We start from the raw sequence: 25,217 nt of genomic DNA on the forward strand, positions 1-25,217 counted from the left end.
ATAGTTTTGGCTTGGGGTTACAGTGTTCAGTACATACAGTACATACAAAAGCAATAATCTCCAAACCTCTATGGTGAAAGTAATATGCTAGTAATCTGGCTTAGCTGACTGTCACCTGTTCACACTCAACCGTCAACCGTCAACCGTCAACCATCAAATGATCAAAGAGTTTCTCAAGCGGAACAAATCCCTTCATCGCAGGGTTAAGCTCTATAAGCGTAGACAGCGCATTATTCGAGATCAGCCTAGGTGGGATTTGGTCTTGAAAGGGTCTCTAAACCAATGGCAAAATTCCCTAAAAGCTGCCCAAACTGGCTCTAAGATTCTGGTAGCTACTAGTGTGGGTGGAGAAATCCATTCCATCACTTTAGAAAGTCTACTAGCAGTTGGGCTAACCCTCAGGGGTGCTCAAGTTCACATTTTGCTCTGTGATGGTATTTTACCGGCTTGTTTTTGGTGTGATGTCAGTTTTTACCCCAAACAGGACTTGTTTGTAAACCATGGTCCTAAACGTGACTTGTGTAACGACTGCTTTCCCCTAGCCGATCAGATCTATAAGCCCCTAGGATTGACTATCCATCGCTACAGTCATTTTCTCACACAGACAGATTACCAACAGGCCAAGGAGATAGCTAGTAGTCTAACCATTGCTGAGATTGAAAAGTACACCCTAAATGGGGTAGCTGTGGGAGAACACGCTTTAGCTGGAGCTCTGCGATTTTATGCTCGTGCTTCCCTGGAAGGGGAACCGAATGCTGAGCCGATTCTCAAGCGTTACTTCCAAGCGGCAATCCTGACCACTTGGGCAACCCGTCGGCTGCTGCAAACGGTTAAGGTTGAGTGTGCTGTATTTAACCATGGCATTTATGTTCCTCAGGGGTTGACTGGTGAAGTAGCCCGTCAGGAAGGGGTGCGGGTGGTCAACTGGAATCCTGCTTATCGCAAACAATGCTTTATCTTTAGTCACCATGAAACCTATCATCACCAGTTGATGTGGGAGCCAGTAAGTAATTGGGAAACTATACCGTGGACTTCCCAGATGGAACAGCAGTTGATGGACTATTTGAAAAGTCGCTGGCAAGGAACTCAGGATTGGATTTGGTTCCATGAAAGTCCTCAGTTTGACCTGACCAAAATTACTGATGCGGTAGGAGTAGACTTTTCTCGTCCTTGTATTGGGTTACTGACTAATGTGATGTGGGATGCTCAACTCCATTACCCAGTTAATGCTTTTCCGAATATGCTGGAATGGGTCTTGACAACTATTCGGTATTTTGCTAATCGACCAGAGTTACAGTTGTTAATTAGGATTCACCCAGCGGAAATTCGAGGCACTTTGCGATCGCGTCAACCCTTGTTTGAGGAAATTCGTCAGGTTTTCCCCACTCTCCCTCCAAATGTGTTTGTGATTCCCCCAGAAAGTCCCGTTAGCACTTATGCTGCTATCCTCCAATGTAATGCTGCCCTGATCTATGGAACTAAAATGGGTGTAGAGTTGACTAGCATGGGTATACCTGTAATTGTTGCAGGAGAAGCGTGGATTCGTAATAAAGGCATCACTATGGATGCCAGTTCTGTAGAGGAGTATGTTCAGTATTTAGATCAGTTACCCCTAGGGGATGGCTTACCTGAGGCAATCATAAAACGAGCAAGAAAGTATGCCTATCACTTTTTCTTCCGCCGCATGATTCCCCTAGAGATGACCACCGAAGCTAGTAATCCATCGGAATTTAAACTTCAGGTATCTGATGTCAATGAATTAATTCCTGGTAAAAGTAAAGGGTTAGATGTTATTTGTGACGGCATCTTGACCGGAACAGAGTTTATCTATAGTAATTAGTTAATTACCAAGTACAAATTATAATTTTACTTGGTAATTAACTAATGATTAAACTATGATAAAAATTGCTGTTGATGCTACACCAATCCGCCATAGGTTAAGTGGTATTGGAATGTATGCCTTAAATTTAATTAAGGCACTCCATAAGCTACAAGGTCAGGAAGACTTTCAGTTAAGTGTCGCCTATCAACCAAGTGTAAGACAATGGTTATCTCGTGATTGGTCATTTCTGGAAGTGCTAACTAGGCATTTAGAGATTCAAAATCTAGAGATTAAAACTATACCGTTACCGGTTACCCTCTCTAGTTTACTAGCTACTATACCTAATCCCATTTTACCTTATTGTGAGCAATACTTAGGCAATCCTGATATCGTCCATGGTACTGACCATGTGGTTTATCCCTGTCGAAAAAGCTTGCGGGTGATGACGATTCACGACCTAACTTTTATTAAATATCCTCAGTATGTTAACTCAATTGTTAAAAGCTATACTGCTCGGGTAAAACAATGTTTACGGTGGACTGATTTAGTAATTACTGTTTCCCAGTCTACTAAACAGGATATCGTCAATTACCTAGGAGTGAATCCTGACAACATCCAAGTTATTCCTCAAGCTAGCCGTTACTCTACTTTAGATTTAGCTAATACACTAGATTTACCGAATACCAAGGTGAAGTCTTTGCTGACATCAGTTAATTACGACTTCGCCCAACCCTATATTTTATTTGTCAGTACTCTTGAGCCGAGGAAAAATATTAATACTCTGATTGCAGCATTTAATTATTTAAAACAACGGCATCAAATTGATCATCAGTTAGTACTGATTGGGCAAAAAGGATGGTCTTATGAATCTATTTTTGCTGCTATTGCTAGTTCCCCGTGGAAACATCATATTCATCATCTGGGCTACTTATCGGATCAACTAGTAGCCTGGTTTTACTCAAATGCAGATGTTTTTGTGTATCCTTCCTACTATGAAGGGTTTGGTCTACCTGTTTTGGAAGCGATGACTTTGGGTGCCCCTGTGATTACTTCTAATACTTCATCCCTGCCTGAAGTGGCGGGAGATGCCGCAATTTTAATTGACCCTAATCAGCCTATTGAATTAGCAGATGCTATGGTCAAGGTGATCAGTAATTCTTCGTTGCAGGAGGAATTGATTAGAAAGGGTAAGGAAAGAGCGATGCTATTCTCTTGGGAGAGAACCGCAAGGGAGACTCTCGCAGCCTATACATCTTTAGTAGGAAAGGGAAGAGGGGGAAAAGTACTTTAGGGATCGAGCCTTATAGATGATTAATGAGATAATTAATTAAATCATTAATCCTAATGGGATTGACCTGCATGTCACGCGGGGCGCGATTGGCCGTAGGCCACGCTACGCGAACGCATTTCTGTTGGACCTGATTACTCCAGAAGCTCCGGGTCAATGCCCATCGCCCTTAACCGCTCTGCTAGCCGCTGTGACCGTTGCCGTTCTTGTTCTAATAACAACCGTGCCTGTTGGGCTTCTTGAGCTTCCCTTTCTGTCGAGGTCGGAATCCAATAGAATGTGAAGTCTCAAGTGTGAAGTGTGAAGGTTGGCTTGTTTAGTTGTTCACCTTTGGCCTCCGTAATTTTTCACAAGAATGAAACAGCCCTACAGGCTTCAGCCGGTGGAGGAGGTCAAATACCCATGTTCTAGGAGAAATTCCGGGGAAATTTCATCCATCGCTTCAGCAGCTGGTACTCGATTACCCAGCAACTTATCAACATATTTCCCTAAAATGTCACTTTCGATATTCACCCAATTGCCAGTCCGTAAGTGGCTAAGATTCGTATGGCTGTAACTATGGGGAATCACCGCTACTTTGAACCAACTGCCGTTGGGGTCACACTCAGCAATCGTTAGGCTGACCCCATTGACAGCAATGCTACCCTTAGGAACAAGATAACGGGCTATCTTATGCTGCCACACATCCATCAAAGAAGCTGGTGCTGTAAAGCACATTTCCCAGGAGTTTGGTGTTTGTAAAGATTCCGTTAAGCAGCCAATACCATCAATGTGACCCGTTACAAAATGACCCCCTAGTTTGCTACCCACACGCAAAGACGTTTCCAAATTAACGTAAGAAGTTGTCTGTAGCCTTTGTCCAAGGGTGGTGCGCCCCTGAGTTTCATCAGAAGCAGTGGTTGAGAAGCCTGTGGGCAAAACTGTCTCTACCGTTAGGCAAATTCCATCTACTGCTACACTATCACCAGGTTCTAAATCCTGTAAGATAACATCCATAGCATCAGAGGTAGCGGAGACAATAAAGCGATCGCTTCCCATTGGTCTAATTGTGCCGAGAGCTTGAATTAATCCTGTAAACACTGTTGTTTATACTGTTCTTCTGTAAGCGGATGAACTGGTGCAACTAGACTGTTAGTAGGAAAAGAGCTGGCATAGGTTTGTATTTTTTTAGTGAAGTGGCCAAACAAATTTCCTGAGACTAAGGCATACTTGGAGAATACAATCTTGTTGATCTCACCGAATTGGATTCTCAAGGGCTAATCTTACCGTTGACCGGTAACGTGAAAAGAACAGATCTGGCAAGCGCAAGTTTCGGTGCCCGTCTGTACAGTACTAGTTTACCGCTTCGCTTTGATGCCCCTGATGCTGACCGTATTCTAGAGGCTAAGCTGATGATTGAAATGAGAGTTGCTGGCATTGCAGTAGATACTGTAACACGTAGCCCCATCGTGTTACTCAAAGATGTCTTAGATCGGCGTGCTCTGCCAATCTATATTGGGCAAGATCAAGCAAAAGCAATTATCAGTGCTTTGGAAAGACAAACACCACCCCGTCCCCTGACCCATGACCTAATGGTCAATTTTCTAGAGGAGTGGAGCATAACACTGGATCGTGTTATAATACACTCTCTCCAAGATAACACATTCTATGCCAGCCTCTGTGTTAGTCAGGGTGAGACAAAGAAAGAAATTGATGCTCGACCAAGTGATGCCATATCTATCGCCCTGCGTACCGGCAGTCCGATTTGGGTGATGGAAGAAGTTATTGCTGATGCTTCGATTCCTGTAGACCAAGATAAGGATGAAGAGGAGCGTCGAGCGTTTCGGGAATTTGTCTCTAATATCCGCCCAGAAGATTTTCTCCACCGTGGAGGATATAGCCGTGGTACCTAAAGCCAAAAGATTGGGATTAAACGGGATTTAACAGCAACAATATTTTAATTGCTCTGTCAAAAAATTATTGAGATGTTTCTGAAAGCCTTACCATTTCGGCGTTTGTGGTAGTTTTGCTGAGGCTCTAATCCCGATGCTCTACCGCAATTGAGCGTTGGAAAAAATGGATATATCCCAAGCGATACCCCAAGCGATCCCCCAAACTATAACCGAATACACATCGATAGCAATCAACTGAGTTTTTTGCGCAACTGTTTTTTCGGCAACATTTTAACCAAAGATTTGATAACCAAAGATTTGATTATTTCAGCAGTTGGGGAACATGCGTTATCGGCGGTTTGGTAAAACTAATCTCCAGCTTTCAGTATTTTCTTGCGGCACCATGCGTTGCTTAGCATCTGAGTCAAATGCTCAGAAGACGGTGCAACAGGCAATGGATCAAGGAATTAACCACCTGGAAACTGCCAGGGGTTACGGCAAGAGTGAAGAGTACCTTGGTAACATCCTGAAAGCTGGATTGTCATTACCACGAGACCAGCTATATATCACCACCAAGATTCCACCAACCCCTGATGCTGATTTGATGAGTCAGTGGATTAATGATTCCTTAGAACGTCTACAGCTCGACTATGTCGATTGTTTAGCAATTCATGGGATTAACACTGAAGAGCATCTGTCCTGGGTAAAGTCTAACACTGGCTGTATGACAGCTGTCCAAAAAGCTGTAGGCCAGGGACGTATAAACCATGTTGGTTTCTCAACCCATGGTTCAAGAGAAGTGATTCTAGGGGCAATTCAAACAGATTTTTTTGAATTCATTAACCTACATTACTATTACTTCTTTCAACGCAATGCTGCGGCGATTGAATTGGCTAATCAGAAGGATATGGGGATATTCATCATATCTCCTGCTGATAAAGGAGGCAAACTCTACACCCCACCACCAACGTTAGAGAAACTGTGCCATCCCTTCTCGCCACTGGAACTGAACTATCGGTTTTTATTAAGCGATCGCCGCATTACCACCCTTAGTATTGGACCGGCTAACCCAGATGAGCTGACTCTGCCTTTAAGTGTGGCTAACCGAGACGAGTCTTTGAGCCCAATGGAAGTGGTAGCATTCTCTCGTTTGGAAACCCAATTGAACAATGCTCTAGGAACTGACCGCTGTAGTCAATGCTATGCTTGTCTACCTTGCCCAGAAACCATTAACATTCCAGAAGTATTGCGGCTGCGCAATCTTGCTTTAGCTTATGACATGACCGAGTTTGGTCAATACCGCTATCAAATGTTTGAAAATGCTGGTCATTGGTTTAGGGGGGTGAAGGGAAACCGTTGTACCAATTGTGGTGACTGTCTTCCCCGTTGCCCCGAACAACTGGATATTCCTTCCTTACTCTCTGATACCCACCAGCGTCTTAATGGTTCTCCTAGGCGTCGTCTGTGGGGATAAGGTTAGTTGGTTGTTCGCCCCGTATTCGGTGTAGGGTAGGTTGTCTGTCAGAATGCAGAATGCAGAATGTAGAATTCTACATTCTTAATTCTACATTCTTAATTCTTTAAGGTTGGTTGCTTTAAGGTTGGTTGATGGATAAAAAAAACACCGTTACTAAAATAAATCCTTTATACCTTGTGCCTTGTGTCTTGTGCCTTGTATTTCTAGAGAGTTGTTTTCTGGTTGGCTGGAAGCCTAAACCAGTTTTAGCTCAAAAGACTGTAGGAGTGCAGCCGGACACAGAAGCTGTGAATTTAAATTTACTGCAGCCAGATAATCTTCCTACTGATGGGTCTGTGATTACTGCTGATACTATCTCTCAAACTAAGCTCACTACTCCAAGTTTCTGGTGGGCTGATGAACAGTTTGGCGGTAAGCTACTGGATAATTGGTTAGCTTATCCGAGTAAAGGCCGGGTAGATTTGGTAGTGAATCGTCAACTCTGGAGTCTGCTTAATTATCTGGGTAGGTATGCTTTTATTAACAAAATGGGAAACGTTGCCAGGGATTATAACTACAATACCAGAGTATTTAACCAGCGAGGAAAGCCTTTAGGAGCTTATACCTGTGATGGTAATTCCATGTGCCAGGTGGAGGTATGTATTCCTGGTCAAGTACCTTTAGCTGGCCAAGTCTCGGCCTTTTGCCAGTTATCACAAAACTAGAACAGGCAATTTTCAGGTACTTCGCATTTCTTTCCACAAGGATTCATACTGCTTTTGTGTAGACTCTGGTAAGGGATGGAGGAATTCACACTTGTCCAGAATTGCTGCTTCTGGCAGCAGTAGAGGATTAGATTGGATATCTTGTGGCAGCGTATTTCTTGGCATATTAACCAGAATCGGGGAAGCAGCATTAGTCAGTAGAGAAATTTGCTTGGCTGATTTGCTATCCCAGCAAAATTCAATCCACTTTTTGCTTAAATCCGACCCAGAGTTACTTTCTGAGGAGTCAGAAGCAGAGCTAACTGATACCGGTTTTACCCATAAATCTGACCAAAGAGCTGTTCCTGACTGAGGCACCACTGCCTCAATTTGGCGATCGCGTGTTCTTAGTGCCAGGATATCCGTAGACCAACCGACTGCTACCCAGGTATCCCCCAACACTAGAGGTTTTAGGTAGTGATCCGAACTGTAGAATTTAACCTGTTTAGCCAGTTGTCGAAGTGCTGGTTTCAAGTCTTTGACTTGATTTAAATCCTGTTGATTATAAGATAAGCCTAGGTTTTTCAAGGTTAAACCAATCACTTCTCGGGGGTGGTCTAATACAGAAATGCGATCGCGTAAAGACTCACGCCACAAGTCACTCCAATCACTGGGAGTCCAGCCTAAGGCTTTGAACTTGTCACGGCGATAGGCAATGACAGTAGCACCCCAGCGATAAGGAGCACCCCAAATTTCTCTTGAGTTGTCTAGCTGACCAGTTTGGTCACGTTTGACAAGTTTCTGGTACTCTGGCCGCAGTTGTTTCCATCCTGGCAACGTTTCTATCTTCAAAGGTTGGATCAATTCCTGCTCAATGGCTGACTTGAGCCAATAATCTCCTAAGGTAACTAAATCAGTACTTATCGGTTTCCTAAACCTAATCGGGAGCAAATCTAGGGGAAACCAATCTTGGTTATTTTTGGGTTTGCCTTGCTCTTTCAAGCTTGTCAGGAGTTGGAATAAAGCAGATAGTTGTTTCTCCGGGTCAAAATTTAGCTTAGCCCGTAGTGTTAAGGTCTTACGAAATTCACCCAACAGCTGAACTGGGATTGAATTTTGCAACAGCCTTACCTTTAAAGAGGCTTGTTGTCCGATATTACAACCAGATGCTAACTGACTAAGGGCTATGGTACTAGCACCTAGTATCAAGGAGCGTCGCTTCATAAGTATTTCTGAATTTCCTATAGTTACCAACTATTTGACCTTAATTTACATTGGCTCAATAGCAACTACCATAGCTATTACCAATTAACTGACTTTTGTGACCTGTTAGGCCAACAACCATCTGCTAGATCTAGTAAATCTAATCAATTAACAACTACTCATAGTCTGGTTAACAAAACTAATCCAAGTCAAGGGCTAAGGCATCTGAATCTACTTTTACATCACTTTTACATCACTTGACATCAATGATAGTTTTACTCTTATTAATTGACTCTTAATAAGAGTAAGCATGATCAAAAGAACGAAAACACCAGCTATGTCTCCCTTTTCCTCCCCGTCCTCCCCCTGAACACAAAGTCTTGTTTGAGACCTAACTATAAGAAATCTAAATCTGTAAGATAAAGTGATGGGGGGATAGACATATCTATATTAAGCGGTTAATACACTTATTGCTTATCTTGTCAACTGCTATTAGTTGACCATCTCTCTAGTAGTTAGAGAAGGTAATGACATGAGGAAAATTATCCGTATGTTATGTATTAAAAGTTACTATTACCAAGGAATTAATTCCGAAAAAACCGATTGTGCTAATTGTAGTGCAGAACTTGGTATAAAAGACAATTATTAATTAAAGCTGAATTAATCAGGGTAAATATTAAGATATACAGCGGCTCTATGGCATTTTTGAAAAAATTACTCTGGAAAACCGACTCTAAGGAGTTTAGAGCTGATTTTTGACAATAGTTAAATAAATCAGCAATTCATCGGATTTTGATCGTTAAGTGACTAGGATAAAAAAGAACTAAGTTATGGCAGTTTAAAATCCTATGGATGAATATCAAAATCAAATCATGGCTCTAAGTGATAGAGTAGATACGCTGTGCGAATCCATCGAAAAACTCAGTTTGAAGCTTTCAGAAGGCCTTTCTGAACTCAAAAATAGTTCAAGGCAGGAAACTGAGGAATCTCAGCCAACTGGCCAACCGATACCCCGGACCCACGAAAGTCAAAGTGCCATTAACCTACTGACCCAACATAAAGATGTGCTGATTGATAGTAACTCTGGGCTAGGTAGTTTCTCTAGCAATAGCAATAATAATATCTCTGCTGATATTCAAGTTCAACGCTTAACTGCCCAACTTACAGCAGCCTACAATCGGATTGCTGCCTTAGAAGAACAACTCCTAGCACAGCGAATTCATTCCTAATTGGCAGTCTTCTCCAGATTAGTCTAAGGGTTGAAGGTTAATAGGGAAAACAAATCAGCACCTCTGTGATTTTCTAACTAACTTGGTCAGACTGTAAAGTGTTTTTTCACTGGCTCCAACAACAATCACCTCAGAGAAAGACGATATTGCTCCACTAAGTTTTCAATGGCTTGAAGTAATTCAGCCGAGTTCCAGCCCTTATAAAGGTGGGCTGCGATCGCACATCCTCCAGCACCCACACCTTCTTTGACATATCCTTGCTCATATGCCTGTAACTGAGAATAACGAGACTGGCTAAAACTCAATTGTGTTGCCAAAAGGGGTACACTCCCAATATCTTTTGCTAATCCAACCGTGTCACCAGTCGAGTCTTCTGCCACCCAGCGAGTTGTTCCCACAACTACTTGTGCTGGTTGCCATGCTAGGGAATTACCCTCAATCATACTGGGGTAGGCTAAACCCGACTCTGCCAATGCCTGTGCTAAGCTATAAACCGCTAGCATTTGGGTACCACCAGCGAGTAAAACGCCACAGTGACGACTAGCTGCCATTGCCATACCTGCTGCAGCAATTTGCATGGGATCTCCCACTGCTGCCACTAGCTTTAAGTGATCAAGTGGTGATGGTGTTAGGGCGTGAGAGGATGAGGAGGTGAGGGAGTGTACAGGTGCGTGGTGGTGGGGCTGAGACAGTGAATGCTTCTTCCTAGGTTCGCTTTCGGGAAGCTCCCCGGCTCCCCTACCCCCTAACCCAGCTCGTTCTAACCCCAGCTCCACCACCTCCCACTTTTGAGCATGATTGCACTGGGGATGGCTACTGTTAACCTTACCAGCGGCATCAATCCCCAAAGCAGTGAGGAGGCTAAGTGCGGTGGTAGTTCCCCCAACCACACACTCACTGATAATCAGATAGCTATCACCAACCACACTTGCTAGCTTTTCTCCCCACTGTAAACCTTGCTGAAATAGCCGTTTCACTGTTTCTAGGGGCAAGGCATTGCCAGAAGTTAGGCACTTAGCAGGAATACCACCTAAGTCAATGGCTGGTACTGTCGGAGGGTGAGGTAAACCAGCATTGAACAGATAGATGGGTAGGTTAAATGCCTCAACTACAGCACGGGAAATCAAGACAGGGGATACTCCCACAGTTAGAGGAGGAAGGGGATATTGAGGTTGGCGAGTAACTCCATTGACCAAAAACTCAGCATCAGCGATCGCAGTATACTGACGATCATCTGGGGTAGCACCAGCAGCAGAAATGCCTGGAATCAGCCCAGTAGCAGTGAATCCTAAAATACAAGCAAATACCGGTGAGCATCCTTGATACTGCTGTAACCATCGTTTTCCGTTTACCTGCTGGGTATACACTCGGATCATTATTCCTTAATTCTTAGTCCTTAGTTCTTATCTGAAATATAAAAATAAATAGAAACAAATGCTACACTAAAGATGAATTGTGGTGAAAGGTGACAGTAAACTTTGGATAAGGTGACAGAATCGTTTTTTAAAAGTAGCAAATTAAAGAAGTAAATACTTTACTTGTTAATAGGACTATTTTTTTACACACATTTTCACACACATTTTCACACACATTATTTAGGGATATAATTCCATAAATTTCAATAAAATAAAAGAACGATTGCTATACTTTACATGGGCATAAACTGAGCTAAAGGTAATCGGTTAAGCTTAAGCTCTAAGCTCAAAGGGCTCAGAGCTGATAACTATTTGCGTAAAGCGTAGCCGTCAAGTAGTTCGTAAGCTCACCGTTCAAAGTATAACAAACAACCTCTTATCAATTACAAGTGACCAATGGCTAATAGCTCAATCGTAATCCAGCAAAACTTTTACCCAGTGTGGTGGTCTAGGAATCGGGTTTCCTAATCGGTCTAGCATTAGTAAGGCTACAATATGCACCACGAATAAATAAATGGCATTATTGATTATAATCATTACTATAGCCAGGGTTTGAACTAGAAATAGACTGGGCTGAAATAGCAAGCCCAGCTTGACAAACCACCAATCCAATAATCCTGTCACCTGGGTCATCACGTAAACCCAGAGGTCTTCCCCCAGTAGAATTGAGAACAACCAAAACCGAAAAAAGAAGCCTATTGTACCAATTAGCGTACCCATACTAATAGAAAGCAGCCAGTTAGCTCGACGTTTCCAAAAAGCTCCCAGTTGCACCCCCATCAGACCATAAGGGACCAAAAAGATAATACTGCGAGTTACTCCCATAAGCACTGATAGTAACAACCCCGAAACCAGTGCTGCCATCCAGGATGCCCTACTGCCCCTCCTTAGGTAAACTAAAGCAATCGGCACTGGGAAAAACATTTTGAGTATTGGTCCTAGAGGAAAATAATAATTAATCAGCCAAATCAAGCTAGCGGTACTGGCCAGAAACGCTGTTTCTACCATGGTTATAGGTGTCTTAGCTCTAGGGTTTAGACCATTACCCAGGCGCTGTGTGTTAGCAGAAGTGGATTGTTTGTAGACTGCCCTAGGTTCCCTCTTTTCTAGTGGGTGATTTGGCTGCCCAGTTAATTGATCCCCCATCTCAGTTACATCAGCATTGCTCTTAGGGAATTCCGTTGTTGATTTTGTGGGTTTGTTTTTAGATTGGGCAAAGAGATCTTGTGAAGCCGCTTGACCATCATCAAAAGAATCACTCATGCAAATTTAGTAACCTCTTGAGGAAAGGGACAGATGATAACAGAAGAGATACTGTTAAAGTACCCTTGCATCTTAGCCCATCTGAAATTTCTCCTCATTTGGAGATACCTTATATCTCAAGACTAGATAATCATCTTTTCCAGAGCAGGCAGATCACAGATAAAAAGGATATCCTGATCCCGCATGATCAAGCCTTTCTTCTCCAGCTTTGTCAGGACTCGTGTGACCGTCTCCCGCGCCAATCCACTCAGGCTACTTATCTCTCGATGAGGTAAGTTAGGAATCTCAGTTCCTCTTTGTTTCAATTTGCCTTGTCCTTCAGCGAGAAACAACAATGTGTCTGCCACTCGTGAGGTACTATCTGACTCCCGCAAGCGTAGGCGTCGGTTAACCTGACGCAGACGCTTTGCCATCAACTGAGCTAAGTGGACACCAGCCAAAGGTTCCGTATGAATTAACTCAGTAAAATCCTGAGCAGGTATACTACCAATGGTTGTAGGGGTCAAGGTAATCACATCTGTTGAACGAGGTACTTCCTCTAACGCTGCCATTTCACCAAAGATTTCTCCTTTCCCAAGAATATTCAGGGTCACCTCCTTCCCATCCAGGTTATAGGTGCGAATCTTTGCCCAACCATCTAAGATGAAATAGACAGACCCGCCCCAGTCATTCTCCAGTAAAATCACTCGATTTGCAGGATGGCTACGGGTAACCATATTAATAATGGCTTTTTTGACACTAGAATCTGGTAAGCCAGCAAAAAAAGGAGTGCTAGCCATCGAATCATGAACATTAGAATTAACTTCAGATGAATTGTATCGGTCTTCCATGGGATCATGAGCGCTTCGTAAACACCTTGAATAGATAGATGATCCGCTGTCAAATCAAGTGAGTCAGGGAGTTTGCCTGTGTCAACTAAAAGAAGCCAATGAAACAGATCTGCTTAACCTCACCACCTTTGGTAGACCAACGACCATGACTGATGCGAGTGAAATTGCCTTGACAAACCAAGATTCTTAAACTACTTGCAGTGAGCTGAGGTAGGCTAATTCTGGTAGAGGGGTTGGCAATAATCACATCGGCTAAGTACAGTTATTATGCTCCATGATGAACAATTTGTAATAGTTTGGTGACTGTGGCAATTTAACATTAGACACAGGGGGCTGACTCTGACTCCTGTATGAATCAATTTGTTCTCGTCAAGGGTTTCAAAGTGACTGCTCAAACCGACATTCAATCTCTGATTGCTGATATTGACCACATTCTCCATAAGCCTGACTTTCCTTTACCATGGTTAAAGTCTGGTGACTTAGCGGCTGCACACCAGGTTTTGCGGAAAGTTCGTAGCTACCTAGTTTCCCAACAGCAGAAGCTAGGGGTAGAATCGGACAAGATAAGTACTACAGTCACCCCATCTCAGACGGGAGTAACCACATCTGTTCAGGAAGGAGTGCAGCAAATCCTGCGAGCGGTTAATCAAGAAATGAACCTTCTACGTACCGATTTGACGAAACCATTGCAGCTAGAGTTAGAGGCTCTACAGCAACAGCGGGAGTCTCTGGTACGAGAAATTCAGCATTTGGAGAGTACCAAGCAACAGCTGGATTACCATACCAAACAACAAACTACAAATGTGCAGTTTGCTTCAGACTTCTCACAAGGGCTAATCAACCGCCTTGTCGAAAGCTTGACGCAAAAGCTATCTCAAATTTTAGCGAATTGGGAAGCTCACTTAAAAAAGAATCCCACTAGTGACGACTCAATCAACCGATTGCCTTCAAATCAGGACGAGATTGTTGCTGTAGTCGAAAGACAAAAGGTTATTGAGCAACTACAGCAGCTTCAAAAACAATCTGATCAACTCATACAGAATATAGATCTTAACCAACGGTTGACTTTTGAGACCCTACAAAGAGATCTTCAAGGTTACCAGCAGTCTTTATCTCAGGAACTTGAAAAAATGCACAGCTTAGGCATGCAGGGAGAAATGTTGTTTGCTGCTTTTGTGAATCGTCTAGCTCAGCAGTTAGGACGAGAAGCTTCAAGCCTATGGCCTTCTTCACAACAACCAGCGGATGTACAGGTTCAAGTTGAAGATAAGGATAGCTTTAAATTACATCCGGAAACCTTATTGCCCAAAAACTCTGTGACTATGACTGAGGCGGTGTCTGAGCGTTCGCGAAGCGTGGCCTTTGGCCAATCAGATTTGAAGCAGGAACCACCAATGGATTGGTCAACAGGAGAATTGCCTCAATCCTGGGGGATAGGATTGTCTGAAGAAAATACACCATTGCGTTCGCGTAGCGGCTCGTACCGAGCATCGCGTAGCGTGGCCTACGGCCAATCGCACTTAAGCGATCCTACGCCAGAGTCCGAGAAGACATCTGTGAGCAATGACTCCCTTGAGCATTCAGAAGTCATTGCTACTATTAATGCCTTGACAGATTTGTGTGAACAAATGGGTGTGAATTACCTCAAGGGGTGACAACTAGGTGCTTGAGGGTTTGAGACCCTGTGGGGTTTGTGGGATATGGCGTGTGGCGGGGACGTGGGGTGGTTTGGAAGATTAAAGAGCGATTTGAGCAAAGAAAATAGTGGCTTGTGACGATGCAAGTTTCTTTCATTACAGAACAGATCTGTTCGCGCAGCAGGGCCTTAGCTCTTCGCAAGCCCTGGGACGCTCTTAAGAAACTCGGATGAAGCGCGTCCGTTCTGTTTTCGGTAAATTCTTGAAAATTCCTGCCAAGCTGGCAACATGGCTAAGCTATAGCAGTGTTTACTGATCTGTGATCTTAAATCGGCTTTTCTAGCCCCCTTTTAGCCCAGTCGAGAGGGAAGTTGCGGCTACATAAGCTTGCGTTTGCCTGCCTTTGACCTAAGGCTTCCCCTCATGACTTGACTATAAAGGAGGTTTTTAACTTGGATTTAGTATCAGAGGTAGTCTTTAGGGATGTCTACCTAGCAACTTAACATCAATTGCATTATTTTTACCTCTAATCATTTCCAGTCATTTGTTGATTAATAATAGTCAACTATTCATACCAAAATTCAGACTAGAAGTCAATTAATTCAACCCCAATTCACAATCCCTTCACGAATTCGTCGATACAATGTGAAAGTTCAATGAAATGATACAAAATATACTACTCTTTTTTTGAAAAATCAAAATACTATGAGCAGAGGCTTCGATTAAAAATTCTTAATAAGGCGGTCAATAAAAATGACTAGGTCATCTACCTATATATAAGTTACTTTTATAAAAAAAATTAACTTTAGTGGGAACTTTTAAAGTTTTCAGCGGTCTGGTTAATAGACTATTTAGTGAACAACAAAGACTTTAGGGTTAGTGGGTGCCTACCAAATCTTTTGGAAAATGGCAGGAGACTCTTCCATAAAGTTTTGCCAAAAACTACCTAAGCAAGTTGGCTCTATTGAGCTTAACTGTTCTATCAGCCTGGGGATTTAAAGCAATTATTCCGTCGTTTAATCAACTTTAGATAACTAATAAAAAGCCGTGATTATCTCCAAGTCTTCTGCTTATACCTCGATTGATTCACCAATTTGGGATAACAGAATACCAAGTTGTTTATTTCAGCAAGAGGTTCATCAGTCTGCCAACAATACTATCAAGCGATTAATTGATATTATTGGAGCTTTGGTTGGATTATTAATTACCGTGAGCATCGCAATTCCGATTGCGATCGCTATGTCGATAGTCGATCCCGGTCCATTATTTTATAGTCAGATCCGTTGTGGTCTGAATGGGAAACCCTTCCGAATCTGGAAATTCCGTTCAATGATCGTGGGTGCAGACAAACTCAAGCACTTAGTAGAAAACCAAGCTAAAGGTCATATATTCAAAAATGAAAATGATCCCCGTATCAGTCGGATCGGAGGCTTTCTACGCCGCACCAGTCTTGATGAATTTCCCCAATTCTGGAACGTCTTGATCGGAGAGATGAGCCTAGTTGGAACTCGTCCTCCTACCTTTGATGAAGTCATGAGCTACAACCGCCATCACTACAAGCGTTTAAGAGTTAAACCTGGAATCACTGGTGAATGGCAAGCCAATGGTCGTTCAAAGGTGACTGACTTTGAAGATATCGTTCTTATGGACTTGGATTACCAACATAAGTGGTCTATTGGCTACGACCTGAAGCTGATTGTGAAAACTATCATGGTAATCTTTAATAGGCATGGTGCTTATTAATATCACGTTATAAGTTGTTAACCCGATAGTACTAAATCCAGGTTGAACAGAATGCTAAAGCTAACCCTATCTACAATGTTTTATTGAGAATGTTTGATTGAGGTGGGGTTAGCTTAAGCAAATAAACAGGCATCGATAACAGATTGATTAATTAGTGACAGGATAATCACTCCTGTTATTTTTATCTTATTTTTATCAGTAAAGTTAATCCTATTTTTCCAAGACTTACCGACCCTTTTTGAGAACTGCTATCAACAGACCAATCAATACAGAACTGGAAGTATTGACTGGAGATTAGAGTTTACTCATATCAAGTTGAGGAATAACCTCTTTAATGGTTCCTAAGACAATAAAAATCAACACTGAAAAAATTAACGATGATTTCCTGAATTGATCCAGGGAAATAAATCTTAATAGGTGATATTTATAGTCATATTTATTTTTTAATGGAGCCTACGGGAATTGAACCCGTGTCCGCCCTGGTTATTTACTTATCGCTCATTCACAGGCATAGCCCCTTTAACCCTCGGAGCGGGGATCATCCATTATCCCGGATGACAGGATGCTTTGGTGAAGTCTTAGCTAGCAAACCGACCAAAGACAGCTTACTAGAGCATCCGTTGGGGTTAAGTCCGTAGTCCTTAACGGAGTCAAACTACAGACGCTCGAACCTGTTTATAGGTGTTTAGGCAACAGCAGGTGCAGCCTTACGAGCAAAAGGAACGATGTTGTTCGCAGTTACAATTTTTTTGAGTCCGGTATTTGCGAGAGAAGACTCACTCTCGACCTGAATCACGGGTCAGCTTTCACCAACACGTCGAAACCATTAAGGCCCCTTGGAGTTATTTCCTTTCTCTATTATAGTCAAGATTTCAAAGTAGCAACTACCAAATACGCGTTATCCTCTGGTGTGATCCTGAATTGGAAAATTTCTTTAAAGCTATTTAGCTGGGTAAATCCCCGCCTTCTATAAGGACGAGGACTTACGTGAACCTGTTAAATCTTGCTGCTGAGGATTTCCTCAATCGCTTGTCGTTCTGCTGGTTCAGTGACAGGCAAACTCTGGCGGGTATCAGTAATCAGCCAATCTAGGGCTGCCGCCTGAACATCAATAGCCGCACCAGTCTTGTCAACACAATAGCGTCCAAACACTAGCTTATCCACTAGACGTACTCCGGCTCCAAGGCGAGAGTATTCAAAAATGACGCTATTCTCAACCGTTGCTCCGCTACAGATCCAGCAATTGGGACCAATCATAGTTGGTCCGATAATCTTTGCCCCATCTTCGATGTGGGTCATAGCACCAATGTAAACCGGACCTTTGATATCTACTTTGTCCCAATTCACCGCCACATTTAAGCCAGTATAGATTCCGGGAGCGACTTCTTTGCCAGGAATCGGTACATTCTTGATTTCTCCAAGCAGCACACCTCGAACAGCTCGCCAGTAATCTGGGACTTTACCAATATCAACCCACTGGAAATCCATTGGTACCGCATAGAAAGGAGCCCCCGTTTCCACAAGTTTGGGAAATAGTTCGCCGCCAATGTCATATTCCTGACCAGAGGGGATATAGTTAAAGATTTCTGGCTCAAAAATGTAAATTCCTGTGTTGATATTGGTACTGAGGGCTTCCTCCACTGAGGGCTTTTCTTGGAAAGCTTTGATGCGACCAGTTTCATCTGTAACTACGACACCGTAGCTAGACACCTGTTCTCGTGGTACAGGTTTTGCCACTAGGGTAGCAATTGCTCCCTTTTCTTTATGGAATTTAAGTGCTGCTGTCAAGTCCAGGTCAATCAGGGCATCACCACAGAGCACCACAAATGTATCATCAAAGAAGGGATAAAAGTCCTGGATCTTACGCATGCCACCAGCTGAGCCGAGGGCTTCCCCAACCAGTTGACCATCAACAATGCGACCTTCAAAAGAATAAGCAATTTCAACGCCAAAGCGTTGCCCATCTCGAAAATAGCTTTCAATTTCGTTAGCCAAGTGAGAGACGTTGACCACAATTTGGTCGAAACCATGTTGTCGTAATAGTTCTAGTAAAAACTCCATTACTGGTTTTTGCAGGATGGGAATCAATGGCTTGGGAATAGTGTAAGTGATAGGGCGAACGCGAGTTCCCTTGCCAGCTGCCAGAATCATGGCTTTCATGTATCTTTTCTCCTTAAACTAAATCCATAGAGGTTGATGTGGGCAATTGAGTACGATTCTAACTAGTCCTTGAACTCTCACCCACGATTAGCACGAGGGACTTTAGTCCCTAACTCTTTTTCATAGCCACCGCTATTACACAGTGGCAAACAAGCTGGAATTTTCTGTAACCTGTGCTTTGAGTGATGCTTTGAGTGACCCCAGTTGAGAATTACTGGTTTCCTGACAAGGCTAGTTGATGTTATAATGACCCGCTTTTAAGCGTGGGGTTCATTACTCCAATTTACGGATTTTTATATCTTGGTAGAATTCTTCTTGGCATAACTCAACCTTAGACTGAGCAGATAACAATAGCAGTCCCCAGAAAACACTAACTCTGTCCCCTATTCGTGATTCAATAGGAGCGATCGCTGTTTCTGTGTCAGCTTTTCCCGACATCTTGGCTGTTCTGAGTTTGTCCTCCTGGTAAGAAGAACCAAGGGAAGTTGATGCAACTGATGATGGGGATAACGTCCACCACTCTAACAACTGATTTAAATTCAGCCAATCGTTGTCTGCCGCTAGCTCATACCAGTAGCGGGATAGAAATTCCTCCAGCCGTGTGGCAATCTCGGTCAAGTTTTCATCATGAGCTAGATGGGCAATACGAGCTGCCTGACTACGGACACTAGAGCGAGTCCCTTTTTTAGGGGAAGGTAAGGGGTTTTCACCCAGTTGGACTGCCATCTCCTGCAACTGTTTAATGAGCTCTGGCAGGGTTACTGGGCGTCTTTTAGGGGGTCGGGCAGCAGAGCGACGGCGTAGATGACGTTCTAGATTGCGAGGCAAACCTCTATCTCCCCTGCCATCAATTTCCTCGGACCCATCCAGTTCTTCGGATTCCTCCAACTCCTCGGGTTCTTCTAAACGTTCCAAGGTATCGGCTTTCAGTAGAACTAGCATGGATGCCCATAGAAACGCTTGCCCAGACTGAGACAAGTCCGTGTCACGGTATCCGAGTTCTGGATCACTGTCTAATGCCAGTGTACTTAGATAGCGGTCAATGACATCAATTACCTGAACATCCCATGGGTCAATTTCTCCCCGCTGTGCCACATCAATGAGAATAGCGATCGCTTCGGTAGCAGGTGTTGTTGTCATCTATAGGACCCGTGTCTATTGACTAACGATATATAGCCATGTCTTGTTCGATACTGTTGGTCAATTAACTGACGGCAGGACTTACACAAAACTGGGCACCAAACCCTATAACCTATAAGTACGCTTACTGACCCTACTGGTAGAGTTACTGCGGAAGTCCTGTAAGGTGTGATATCAACTCCGGTAGCATCGGTATTGTATGATTTGGAGGGAGGACAAATAGGAGAACGAAAATAAGGAAGCGTAAATTTTACATCTTAAATTTTCACTCTTGTAGAGACCTTGAATACAACCTCTGAAGCAAACAGGATTTATCTGAATAGACACCATAAATTTGCGAGTTTTAGGGGTGAATTGGTAGCCCTTATATTGGTCTATGGGGAGTAAAGTTAACTGCTCAAATAGAACAACTTACTGGCGCTTTTGGTCTTCGATGTACTTCTTAATAACTTCGATAGACCCAGCGAAACGGTACAAACGCCCATAGCTTTTAGTCCCAAGCCTAGGCAGTCTAGAGCGAAGTTGCGGGAATTATTTTATGAGATATATAAGACATACCTTTAATGTTTGACTGCTTTATAAACTCCAAACTTAGGGTTAACTTCGATAGAAAGACGTACATGGACTTGCATTACTTCCATCTCTAGAATTTATTAGTCCATGTTCGGGCAAGCTTCTATAGTTAACTCTTCGATCCTGCTCTCAAGGTTGCCTGTAAGAACTTTTTGTGCGTACTTAGGGCAAACTATAACAGGTTACTTACAATAGTAAACAACATTTTTGTTAGACTTATATTGCTTAGGCATTGAATTATATAGCTTATAGGGGAGATTCAGCTCCTTGAGATTTTACCAATCCCCAATAGCGATACCAAAATTAGTCTAATAGTGGATTATCTGACAATGGGTCAGATGCCGATAAAAGCAACTGTTTCTGTTCAATCTCAATTTTGTATTGTTGAATGTCGTCTTCTAATTGTCTAATCTGTTCATCCTTTGAGTGTATCTGCCCAACCATCTTACGAGTTCCTAGAAAATTGAGAAATCGCGTCCACAAGCTGAATAACCAGGCTATTACTGCTCCAAGCCACATGGATAGAATCAGTGCAATCGCCAAGGGAGCCTTAACCTGGATACCATCAATAATCCTAATGGAAACAGATTGGGTATTTTCCAAGCCAAATAAGACTAGTGCCAGACATAGAGCGAAAATCAGCAAAAAATTAATCTGTCGCATCAGCTTAATCCAAAACCGTTGCAGTTGCTTCCTACTTCTACAACAGATAACACGAAAATTCGGCTTTTTTAACTTGCCGATTACTGTAAAGTGCACAGGTGTCCCAACGCGCACAGGTCAAGGACATCTACTTGGCACGGTCATCAACTGAACTTTTTACCTCTTTTACCCCCGCTGTTTTGGGGAGCTGGGGAGAGCTTGGATTAGCTCAGGTTATGACTTTGTGCAGTATAGCAGCAGTTGGAGTTCGCTTCAAGCCTACACCTGCTTGCTAGGGAGATCTAAAATATGCCACCAAAACTGGTCAATTGTAAGGCAAGAAACATGAATACTAGAGTAGCTGATTTACGTAAGGATTACACATTGAAGGGTTTGAGTGAAACCGATGTCCACCCAAATCCTTTCGAGCAATTCAAAATTTGGTTTGACCAGGCAGTGGCTGCCGAGTTGCCAGAACCGAATGCCATGACTATAGCTACAGCAACACCCGATGGCAAACCTTCCGCCCGGATGGTACTTCTGAAAGGCTACGATCAGCGGGGGTTTGTCTTTTACACTAATTATGAAAGTAACAAAGGGCAGCAGTTAATCGAGAATCCTTGGGCTGCCATCACCTTTTGGTGGGCTGAGTTAGAACGACAGGTACGGATTGAGGGGCGAGTGGAGAAGCTAACAGCCGCTGAGTCTGATGATTATTTTAACAGTCGTCCCAAGGGTTCTCAGCTGGGGGCTTGGGTGTCAGATCAAAGTCAAGTTATTCCTAGTCGTGAGGTGTTGGAGCAACGGCTACAGCAACTGAAGCAAGACTATGAAAATAAAGAGGTATCTCGTCCACCCCACTGGGGAGGGTTCCGGGTAATTCCATCAGAAATTGAGTTTTGGCAGGGACGTCCCAGTCGGCTCCACGATCGGTTGCTGTACAATCGTGGTGAGGATGGGGATTGGGTGATTAAACGATTGTCCCCTTAGTGAGCTGGTCTTCATTGTCTTGATCCAAAACGCGAGTGGTTTGGGTTCTGTGTACGGAACCTGCGTTGGTAGTGGCAAAGATCTAGTGATTCGGCTAGGGTCTGGTCAAGGTAACAGGAGCTAAAATCACTACTTTTGTAGCACTCCCAAACTTTGGATATCTCGAATCCCTAACGTTTACGCCGAGCTTTTGAGTGCTTTGATTTTGGAGTTTGGATAATGGGAACAGTAAAGTAAAACTGAGAACCTTGGTCTTTGCCAGCTGAATTTGCCCAAATTTTACCGCCCCAGCCTTTGACAATTTGGCGACAAATTGCTAAACCTAGCCCTGTTCCCCCAGTAGTTCGCCGCAGAGCACCTTCTTCTTGATAGAAGCGGTCAAAAACAGCTTCCAGCCGATTGGGTTCAATACCACGTCCAGAATCTTCGATAATAACTACTATCATCGAATCATCGAGTGTTTGGATACTTATTTTTACTTCTCCTTGTGGGCTGGTAAATTTGCAGGCATTATCGAGAAGTCTAGCTAGAGTTTCAACTAGCCACTCCCCGTCGGCTTTGACTAATGGAAGGTTCTCTGGAACTTGAACCGATAAACTAGGTCGTTCATCTTCAGAACGGCGAGCGCAAACATTACTCAGGGAAAGGTCAATGCACTCTCTTAGGGAGAGGGATTCTGGGTGCCATTCCACACGACCACTTTCTAAGCGGGAAAGAGTCAGGAAGTCCTGAATCAGTTTCCGCATTCGTTCAGCGTCAGCGAGGGCAGTATTGAGCATGACCTGACGCAATTCTAGGGACATATCTGGCTCACTAGCTAGACTCTCAAGACATACTTGAATTGTGGAGAGGGGAGTGCGCAGTTCATGACCTGTAATCGCTACTAAATTGCTACGGGTGCGGTCAAGAGCTTCTAGCTGCTGATTCAAATCTTCTAGGTTGGCGTAGGCTTCGGCTTGAATTAGAGCTACACCGACTTGAGTTGCGATCGCATCCACTAAGGCTAACTCATCTTTTTCCCATTGATAAGGTTGGGACCCACAATGATGTATATCTAACATGCCCAATAACTGACCCTGATACAGCACTGGTACCTTCAGCCAAGAGCGAATGGCAAGCTCTTGGACTAGATTGTGCAAGGTTTTTGATCGTCGATTACCAGTTTTCTTTGTGGAATTAGTACCGTTAATCCGAGGATCTGTCTGGGTGTCTTCTACATAAATCCGTTCTCCACTCTGGACAACCTCTTGGAATAGGCAATTGTCTTGCAATGGCCATATTTTTCCTAGTGTGGCAACTAAAGGGTCATCCCCCTGACTAGAGGGCTTTAAGAACTCATGATTGATGATAGTAGTGGTATCTGTTGCTTTACAGCGATAAATTAGACACCGTGATGCTTCAAGGGCTTTACCCAACTCTTGCACAGCCACTTCAAGAATGGCATTGGGGTCAAGGGATCGCCTAATGGCGTTGGAAATAGAGTTGATCAGAGATTCTTTCTTGCCCTGAGCAGCAATGGAGCGATAGGCTTTGAGCAATTTATACTGACCTGCTTGTAGATAAGTCACCAAACGCTGGACAAAAGGATCAGAATTGGCGGAACTTTGAGCTTGGTCGAGAAGGGATAGATTACTGGTGGAGTTTTGGGTTAATCGAGCACTAACTACTGATGAATCGTCTAAATACTGAGATTTTGCCTGTTCAATCTTAGCTGCCAGTTCAGGTCGGTAAATTTGAATGCGATTGAGTAATATCTCCGCTGCTTTTTGACTCACCTTCCGGTCAAATGTCCAGATTCCTTCAAAACGTCGGGATGAGTCCATTTCCCCATTGGTCACCTCTAGTATTGGTGAGGGTCGTTCTTGACAAATCAAACAGTTTGTGTAACTTCGCCCAATAACTACCAAATGCCATTCTTGAGAGAGGGTATCGTTGGGTTCAAATGCCACGGTTTCGTGATACTCTGAACTACTCTTAAATTCTGTTTCCGGTGCTGCTAGTACATAGACTTGGGGGGTCTGTTGAGCAATGCGTCGATATCGATGAGCTTCCTGACGGTAGAAACGCTCTCGCTGGAAGCTAGCAATGACCAACGGCTGCTCTGAGCCAGCTAATACCTGATCTTCCATGGCATGGGAAAGTGCGGTCAAAGAAGACTTGAAGTACACCTGTGACCGCAGTATAGGTATAGCTTGCAGTAAGCTTTGCAGCACGGAAGTCGTAATAATCATTAATAAATTTTCATCACAAATGCTAGGTATTTTAGAAACCCCAGCTATGGGCAACGGGGAACGAAAAACCAGTCGGGGTCTTTAGTCCCAGTCAGGGTATGGGGTGCTGACAACCTATAGACTTTTTATGTGTACCTTTCTCAATTTATCTTATACACAGGAGATTGAACACAGCGAATTTTGAAGCCCCACCTTGTTTCAGATGTATCGCGTTAAGTCAACCCGATATCGTTGTTTTTTAGTAATAGAGACATCCCCAACCTCCAAGCGTCCTTTACCACGAATGGCAATCAAATCTCCAGATTTGACTGTATAGCTAGATTGCTTGACCTCTTTCCAGTTAACCCGCACATCCCCAGTAGTAATGAAATCAACCATCTTGCTGCGGGACATACCAAACCCAGCCGATGCGATCGCATCTAAACGCATGGAAGCTTCTGTTGTTGTTCTGAGTTTCTTTTTCGGTTCCCTAATCTTGAGTTCACTCAAATCAATCCGTTGAGTTTTGACAGGTACCGAACGCACCTGATTTAAATTCAGCTCCAGAAACTCTACCAACTCTGGTACAACAATCACCTGAGCACCTCGCTCTCCCAAGACAATAATGTCCCCAATCTTCTCTCGCACCAATCCAGTGCCCAGAATTGCCCCCAAGAAATCCCGATGAGTTGCCGTATCAAACAAAAAATTCCCAGCAATATCCAAACCCACCACTTCTACCTGAGATTTATCCAGAGGCAATTCCTCACGGGCGATCCCTAACCGTTGTCGTTCTGCCTGAGGATATCCGCCCCAAGCCAGCAATTGCACTTCTGTCAACCGTTCAAACTGCTGAGCAACCTCTACCAAAACTGGCGGTGATAGAAAATCAGTCAATACCACCTCCCAAGTCTTAATTGCTTGATCAGCTTGGTCAATCACACGAGCCACATCTTCTCGATTCTCTACACTTTTTAAAAGTTCTTCTCTAGGTAGCATTACTAACAAATTTTTAAAGACGTTTGATTAATGGTCTAAATA

The 25,217-nt window shown here is 43.4% G+C and carries 20 protein-coding genes and 1 other RNA gene; 9 read left to right on the forward strand and 12 right to left on the reverse strand.

The features are described from left to right. Positions 1-157 precede the first annotated feature (157 nt). Together F6J99_RS09390 and F6J99_RS09395 are read left to right on the forward strand one after the other, a co-directional pair. Entirely contained in the window at positions 158-1,840 is a 1,683-nt protein-coding gene (locus F6J99_RS09390) for a capsule biosynthesis protein (protein WP_293112692.1), read from the forward strand. A gap of 55 nt (positions 1,841-1,895) precedes the next feature. Beyond that, positions 1,896-3,113: a glycosyltransferase family 1 protein gene (locus F6J99_RS09395; protein ID WP_293112693.1), complete on the forward strand. Its 1,218-nt coding sequence runs from the start codon at positions 1,896-1,898 to the stop codon at positions 3,111-3,113. 372 nt (positions 3,114-3,485) lie between these two features. Here F6J99_RS09395 and F6J99_RS09400 read toward each other — a convergent pair whose 3' ends face one another. Continuing rightward, positions 3,486-4,190 carry a riboflavin synthase gene (locus F6J99_RS09400; RefSeq protein ID WP_293112694.1) on the reverse strand — a complete coding sequence of 235 codons (705 nt, stop codon included), beginning with the start codon at positions 4,188-4,190 and terminating at the stop codon, positions 3,486-3,488. After that, complete coding sequence (locus F6J99_RS09405; RefSeq protein WP_293061845.1) at positions 4,175-4,363, reverse strand: hypothetical protein; 189 nt, start codon at positions 4,361-4,363, stop codon at positions 4,175-4,177. Before F6J99_RS09405 ends, F6J99_RS09400 begins: the two co-directional genes overlap by 16 nt. 138 nt (positions 4,364-4,501) lie before the next feature. On the opposite strand from F6J99_RS09405, the gene F6J99_RS09410 reads away from it, so the two are divergent. From F6J99_RS09410 to F6J99_RS09420, 3 genes are all read left to right on the forward strand, one after another. After that, positions 4,502-5,002 (forward strand): bifunctional nuclease family protein, encoded by a 501-nt coding sequence (locus tag F6J99_RS09410; protein WP_293070434.1) that lies wholly within the window; start codon positions 4,502-4,504, stop codon positions 5,000-5,002. A gap of 322 nt (positions 5,003-5,324) precedes the next feature. Continuing rightward, positions 5,325-6,455: an aldo/keto reductase gene (locus tag F6J99_RS09415; RefSeq protein ID WP_293112695.1), complete on the forward strand. Its 1,131-nt coding sequence runs from the start codon at positions 5,325-5,327 to the stop codon at positions 6,453-6,455. A 191-nt stretch (positions 6,456-6,646) separates the two neighbouring features. After that, on the forward strand, positions 6,647-7,162 hold the full coding sequence (locus F6J99_RS09420; protein ID WP_293112696.1) for a hypothetical protein: 516 nt from the start codon (positions 6,647-6,649) through the stop codon (positions 7,160-7,162). 12 nt (positions 7,163-7,174) lie between these two features. Here the strand turns inward: F6J99_RS09420 and F6J99_RS09425 are convergent, their stop codons facing one another. After that, positions 7,175-8,365, reverse strand: coding sequence for an extracellular solute-binding protein (locus F6J99_RS09425; protein WP_293112697.1), 1,191 nt, complete (start codon positions 8,363-8,365; stop codon positions 7,175-7,177). Between the two features lie 827 nt (positions 8,366-9,192). On the opposite strand from F6J99_RS09425, the gene F6J99_RS09430 reads away from it, so the two are divergent. Further along, on the forward strand, positions 9,193-9,573 hold the full coding sequence (locus F6J99_RS09430; protein ID WP_293112698.1) for a hypothetical protein: 381 nt from the start codon (positions 9,193-9,195) through the stop codon (positions 9,571-9,573). Positions 9,574-9,698: 125 nt separating this feature from the next. Here the strand turns inward: F6J99_RS09430 and F6J99_RS09435 are convergent, their stop codons facing one another. From F6J99_RS09435 to F6J99_RS09445, 3 genes are all read right to left on the reverse strand, one after another. Then, positions 9,699-10,949: a nicotinate-nucleotide--dimethylbenzimidazole phosphoribosyltransferase gene (locus F6J99_RS09435; RefSeq protein ID WP_293112699.1), complete on the reverse strand. Its 1,251-nt coding sequence runs from the start codon at positions 10,947-10,949 to the stop codon at positions 9,699-9,701. 447 nt (positions 10,950-11,396) lie between these two features. After that, positions 11,397-12,251, reverse strand: coding sequence for a DUF2232 domain-containing protein (locus tag F6J99_RS09440; RefSeq protein ID WP_293112700.1), 855 nt, complete (start codon positions 12,249-12,251; stop codon positions 11,397-11,399). 122 nt (positions 12,252-12,373) lie between these two features. Then, a complete protein-coding gene (locus tag F6J99_RS09445; RefSeq protein WP_070395564.1) occupies positions 12,374-13,081 on the reverse strand; it encodes a Crp/Fnr family transcriptional regulator in 708 nt (235 codons plus the stop codon). A gap of 350 nt (positions 13,082-13,431) precedes the next feature. Here F6J99_RS09445 and F6J99_RS09450 point away from each other — a divergent pair, with 350 nt between their 5' ends. After that, positions 13,432-14,736, forward strand: a complete 1,305-nt coding sequence (locus F6J99_RS09450) for a hypothetical protein (protein WP_293112701.1) — start codon at positions 13,432-13,434, stop codon at positions 14,734-14,736. A 1,089-nt stretch (positions 14,737-15,825) separates the two neighbouring features. Then, positions 15,826-16,461 carry a sugar transferase gene (locus tag F6J99_RS09455; protein ID WP_293061858.1) on the forward strand — a complete coding sequence of 212 codons (636 nt, stop codon included), beginning with the start codon at positions 15,826-15,828 and terminating at the stop codon, positions 16,459-16,461. 444 nt (positions 16,462-16,905) lie between these two features. Here the strand turns inward: F6J99_RS09455 and ssrA are convergent. The 4 genes from ssrA to F6J99_RS09475 all read right to left on the reverse strand — a co-directional run bounded on the left by ssrA (position 16,906) and on the right by F6J99_RS09475 (position 20,997). Further along, positions 16,906-17,297, reverse strand: a transfer-messenger RNA (tmRNA) gene (gene ssrA, locus F6J99_RS09460). A gap of 160 nt (positions 17,298-17,457) precedes the next feature. Next, complete coding sequence (locus F6J99_RS09465; protein ID WP_070395566.1) at positions 17,458-18,621, reverse strand: NDP-sugar synthase; 1,164 nt, start codon at positions 18,619-18,621, stop codon at positions 17,458-17,460. Between the two features lie 273 nt (positions 18,622-18,894). Further along, on the reverse strand, positions 18,895-19,761 hold the full coding sequence (locus F6J99_RS09470; RefSeq protein ID WP_293112702.1) for a segregation/condensation protein A: 867 nt from the start codon (positions 19,759-19,761) through the stop codon (positions 18,895-18,897). 876 nt (positions 19,762-20,637) lie between these two features. Beyond that, complete coding sequence (locus tag F6J99_RS09475) at positions 20,638-20,997, reverse strand: LapA family protein (protein ID WP_070395568.1); 360 nt, start codon at positions 20,995-20,997, stop codon at positions 20,638-20,640. 324 nt (positions 20,998-21,321) lie between these two features. Between F6J99_RS09475 and pdxH the strand changes: the two genes are divergently transcribed. Continuing rightward, entirely contained in the window at positions 21,322-21,966 is a 645-nt protein-coding gene (gene pdxH / locus F6J99_RS09480; RefSeq protein WP_293112703.1) for a pyridoxamine 5'-phosphate oxidase, read from the forward strand. A 170-nt stretch (positions 21,967-22,136) separates the two neighbouring features. Here the strand turns inward: pdxH and F6J99_RS09485 are convergent, their stop codons facing one another. Continuing rightward, positions 22,137-24,197, reverse strand: a complete 2,061-nt coding sequence (locus tag F6J99_RS09485; protein WP_293112704.1) for a DICT sensory domain-containing protein — start codon at positions 24,195-24,197, stop codon at positions 22,137-22,139. Between the two features lie 198 nt (positions 24,198-24,395). Beyond that, positions 24,396-25,175, reverse strand: a complete 780-nt coding sequence (locus F6J99_RS09490) for a photosystem II S4 domain protein (RefSeq protein ID WP_293112705.1) — start codon at positions 25,173-25,175, stop codon at positions 24,396-24,398. Between the last annotated feature and the right edge of the window lie 42 nt (positions 25,176-25,217).

Source organism: Moorena sp. SIO4G3 (genome assembly GCF_010692305.1).
Taxonomy (GTDB): Bacteria; Cyanobacteriota; Cyanobacteriia; order Cyanobacteriales; family Coleofasciculaceae; genus Moorena; species Moorena producens_A.

Bases quoted from the DNA above. Each gene is read 5' to 3' on its own strand.
- F6J99_RS09390 (WP_293112692.1), top strand. From the start codon at position 158: ATGATCAAAGAGTTTCTCAAGCGGAACAAATCCCTTCATCGCAGGGTT.
- F6J99_RS09395 (WP_293112693.1), top strand. From the start codon at position 1,896: ATGATAAAAATTGCTGTTGATGCTACACCAATCCGCCATAGGTTAAGT.
- F6J99_RS09410 (WP_293070434.1), top strand. From the start codon at position 4,502: ATGATTGAAATGAGAGTTGCTGGCATTGCAGTAGATACTGTAACACGT.
- F6J99_RS09415 (WP_293112695.1), top strand. From the start codon at position 5,325: ATGCGTTATCGGCGGTTTGGTAAAACTAATCTCCAGCTTTCAGTATTT.
- F6J99_RS09425 (WP_293112697.1), bottom strand. From the start codon at position 8,365: ATGAAGCGACGCTCCTTGATACTAGGTGCTAGTACCATAGCCCTTAGT.
- F6J99_RS09430 (WP_293112698.1), top strand. From the start codon at position 9,193: ATGGATGAATATCAAAATCAAATCATGGCTCTAAGTGATAGAGTAGAT.
- F6J99_RS09435 (WP_293112699.1), bottom strand. From the start codon at position 10,949: ATGATCCGAGTGTATACCCAGCAGGTAAACGGAAAACGATGGTTACAG.
- F6J99_RS09440 (WP_293112700.1), bottom strand. From the start codon at position 12,251: ATGAGTGATTCTTTTGATGATGGTCAAGCGGCTTCACAAGATCTCTTT.
- F6J99_RS09445 (WP_070395564.1), bottom strand. From the start codon at position 13,081: ATGGAAGACCGATACAATTCATCTGAAGTTAATTCTAATGTTCATGAT.
- F6J99_RS09450 (WP_293112701.1), top strand. From the start codon at position 13,432: ATGAATCAATTTGTTCTCGTCAAGGGTTTCAAAGTGACTGCTCAAACC.
- F6J99_RS09465 (WP_070395566.1), bottom strand. From the start codon at position 18,621: ATGAAAGCCATGATTCTGGCAGCTGGCAAGGGAACTCGCGTTCGCCCT.
- F6J99_RS09470 (WP_293112702.1), bottom strand. From the start codon at position 19,761: ATGACAACAACACCTGCTACCGAAGCGATCGCTATTCTCATTGATGTG.
- F6J99_RS09475 (WP_070395568.1), bottom strand. From the start codon at position 20,997: ATGCGACAGATTAATTTTTTGCTGATTTTCGCTCTATGTCTGGCACTA.
- pdxH (WP_293112703.1), top strand. From the start codon at position 21,322: ATGAATACTAGAGTAGCTGATTTACGTAAGGATTACACATTGAAGGGT.
- F6J99_RS09485 (WP_293112704.1), bottom strand. From the start codon at position 24,197: ATGATTATTACGACTTCCGTGCTGCAAAGCTTACTGCAAGCTATACCT.
- F6J99_RS09490 (WP_293112705.1), bottom strand. From the start codon at position 25,175: ATGCTACCTAGAGAAGAACTTTTAAAAAGTGTAGAGAATCGAGAAGAT.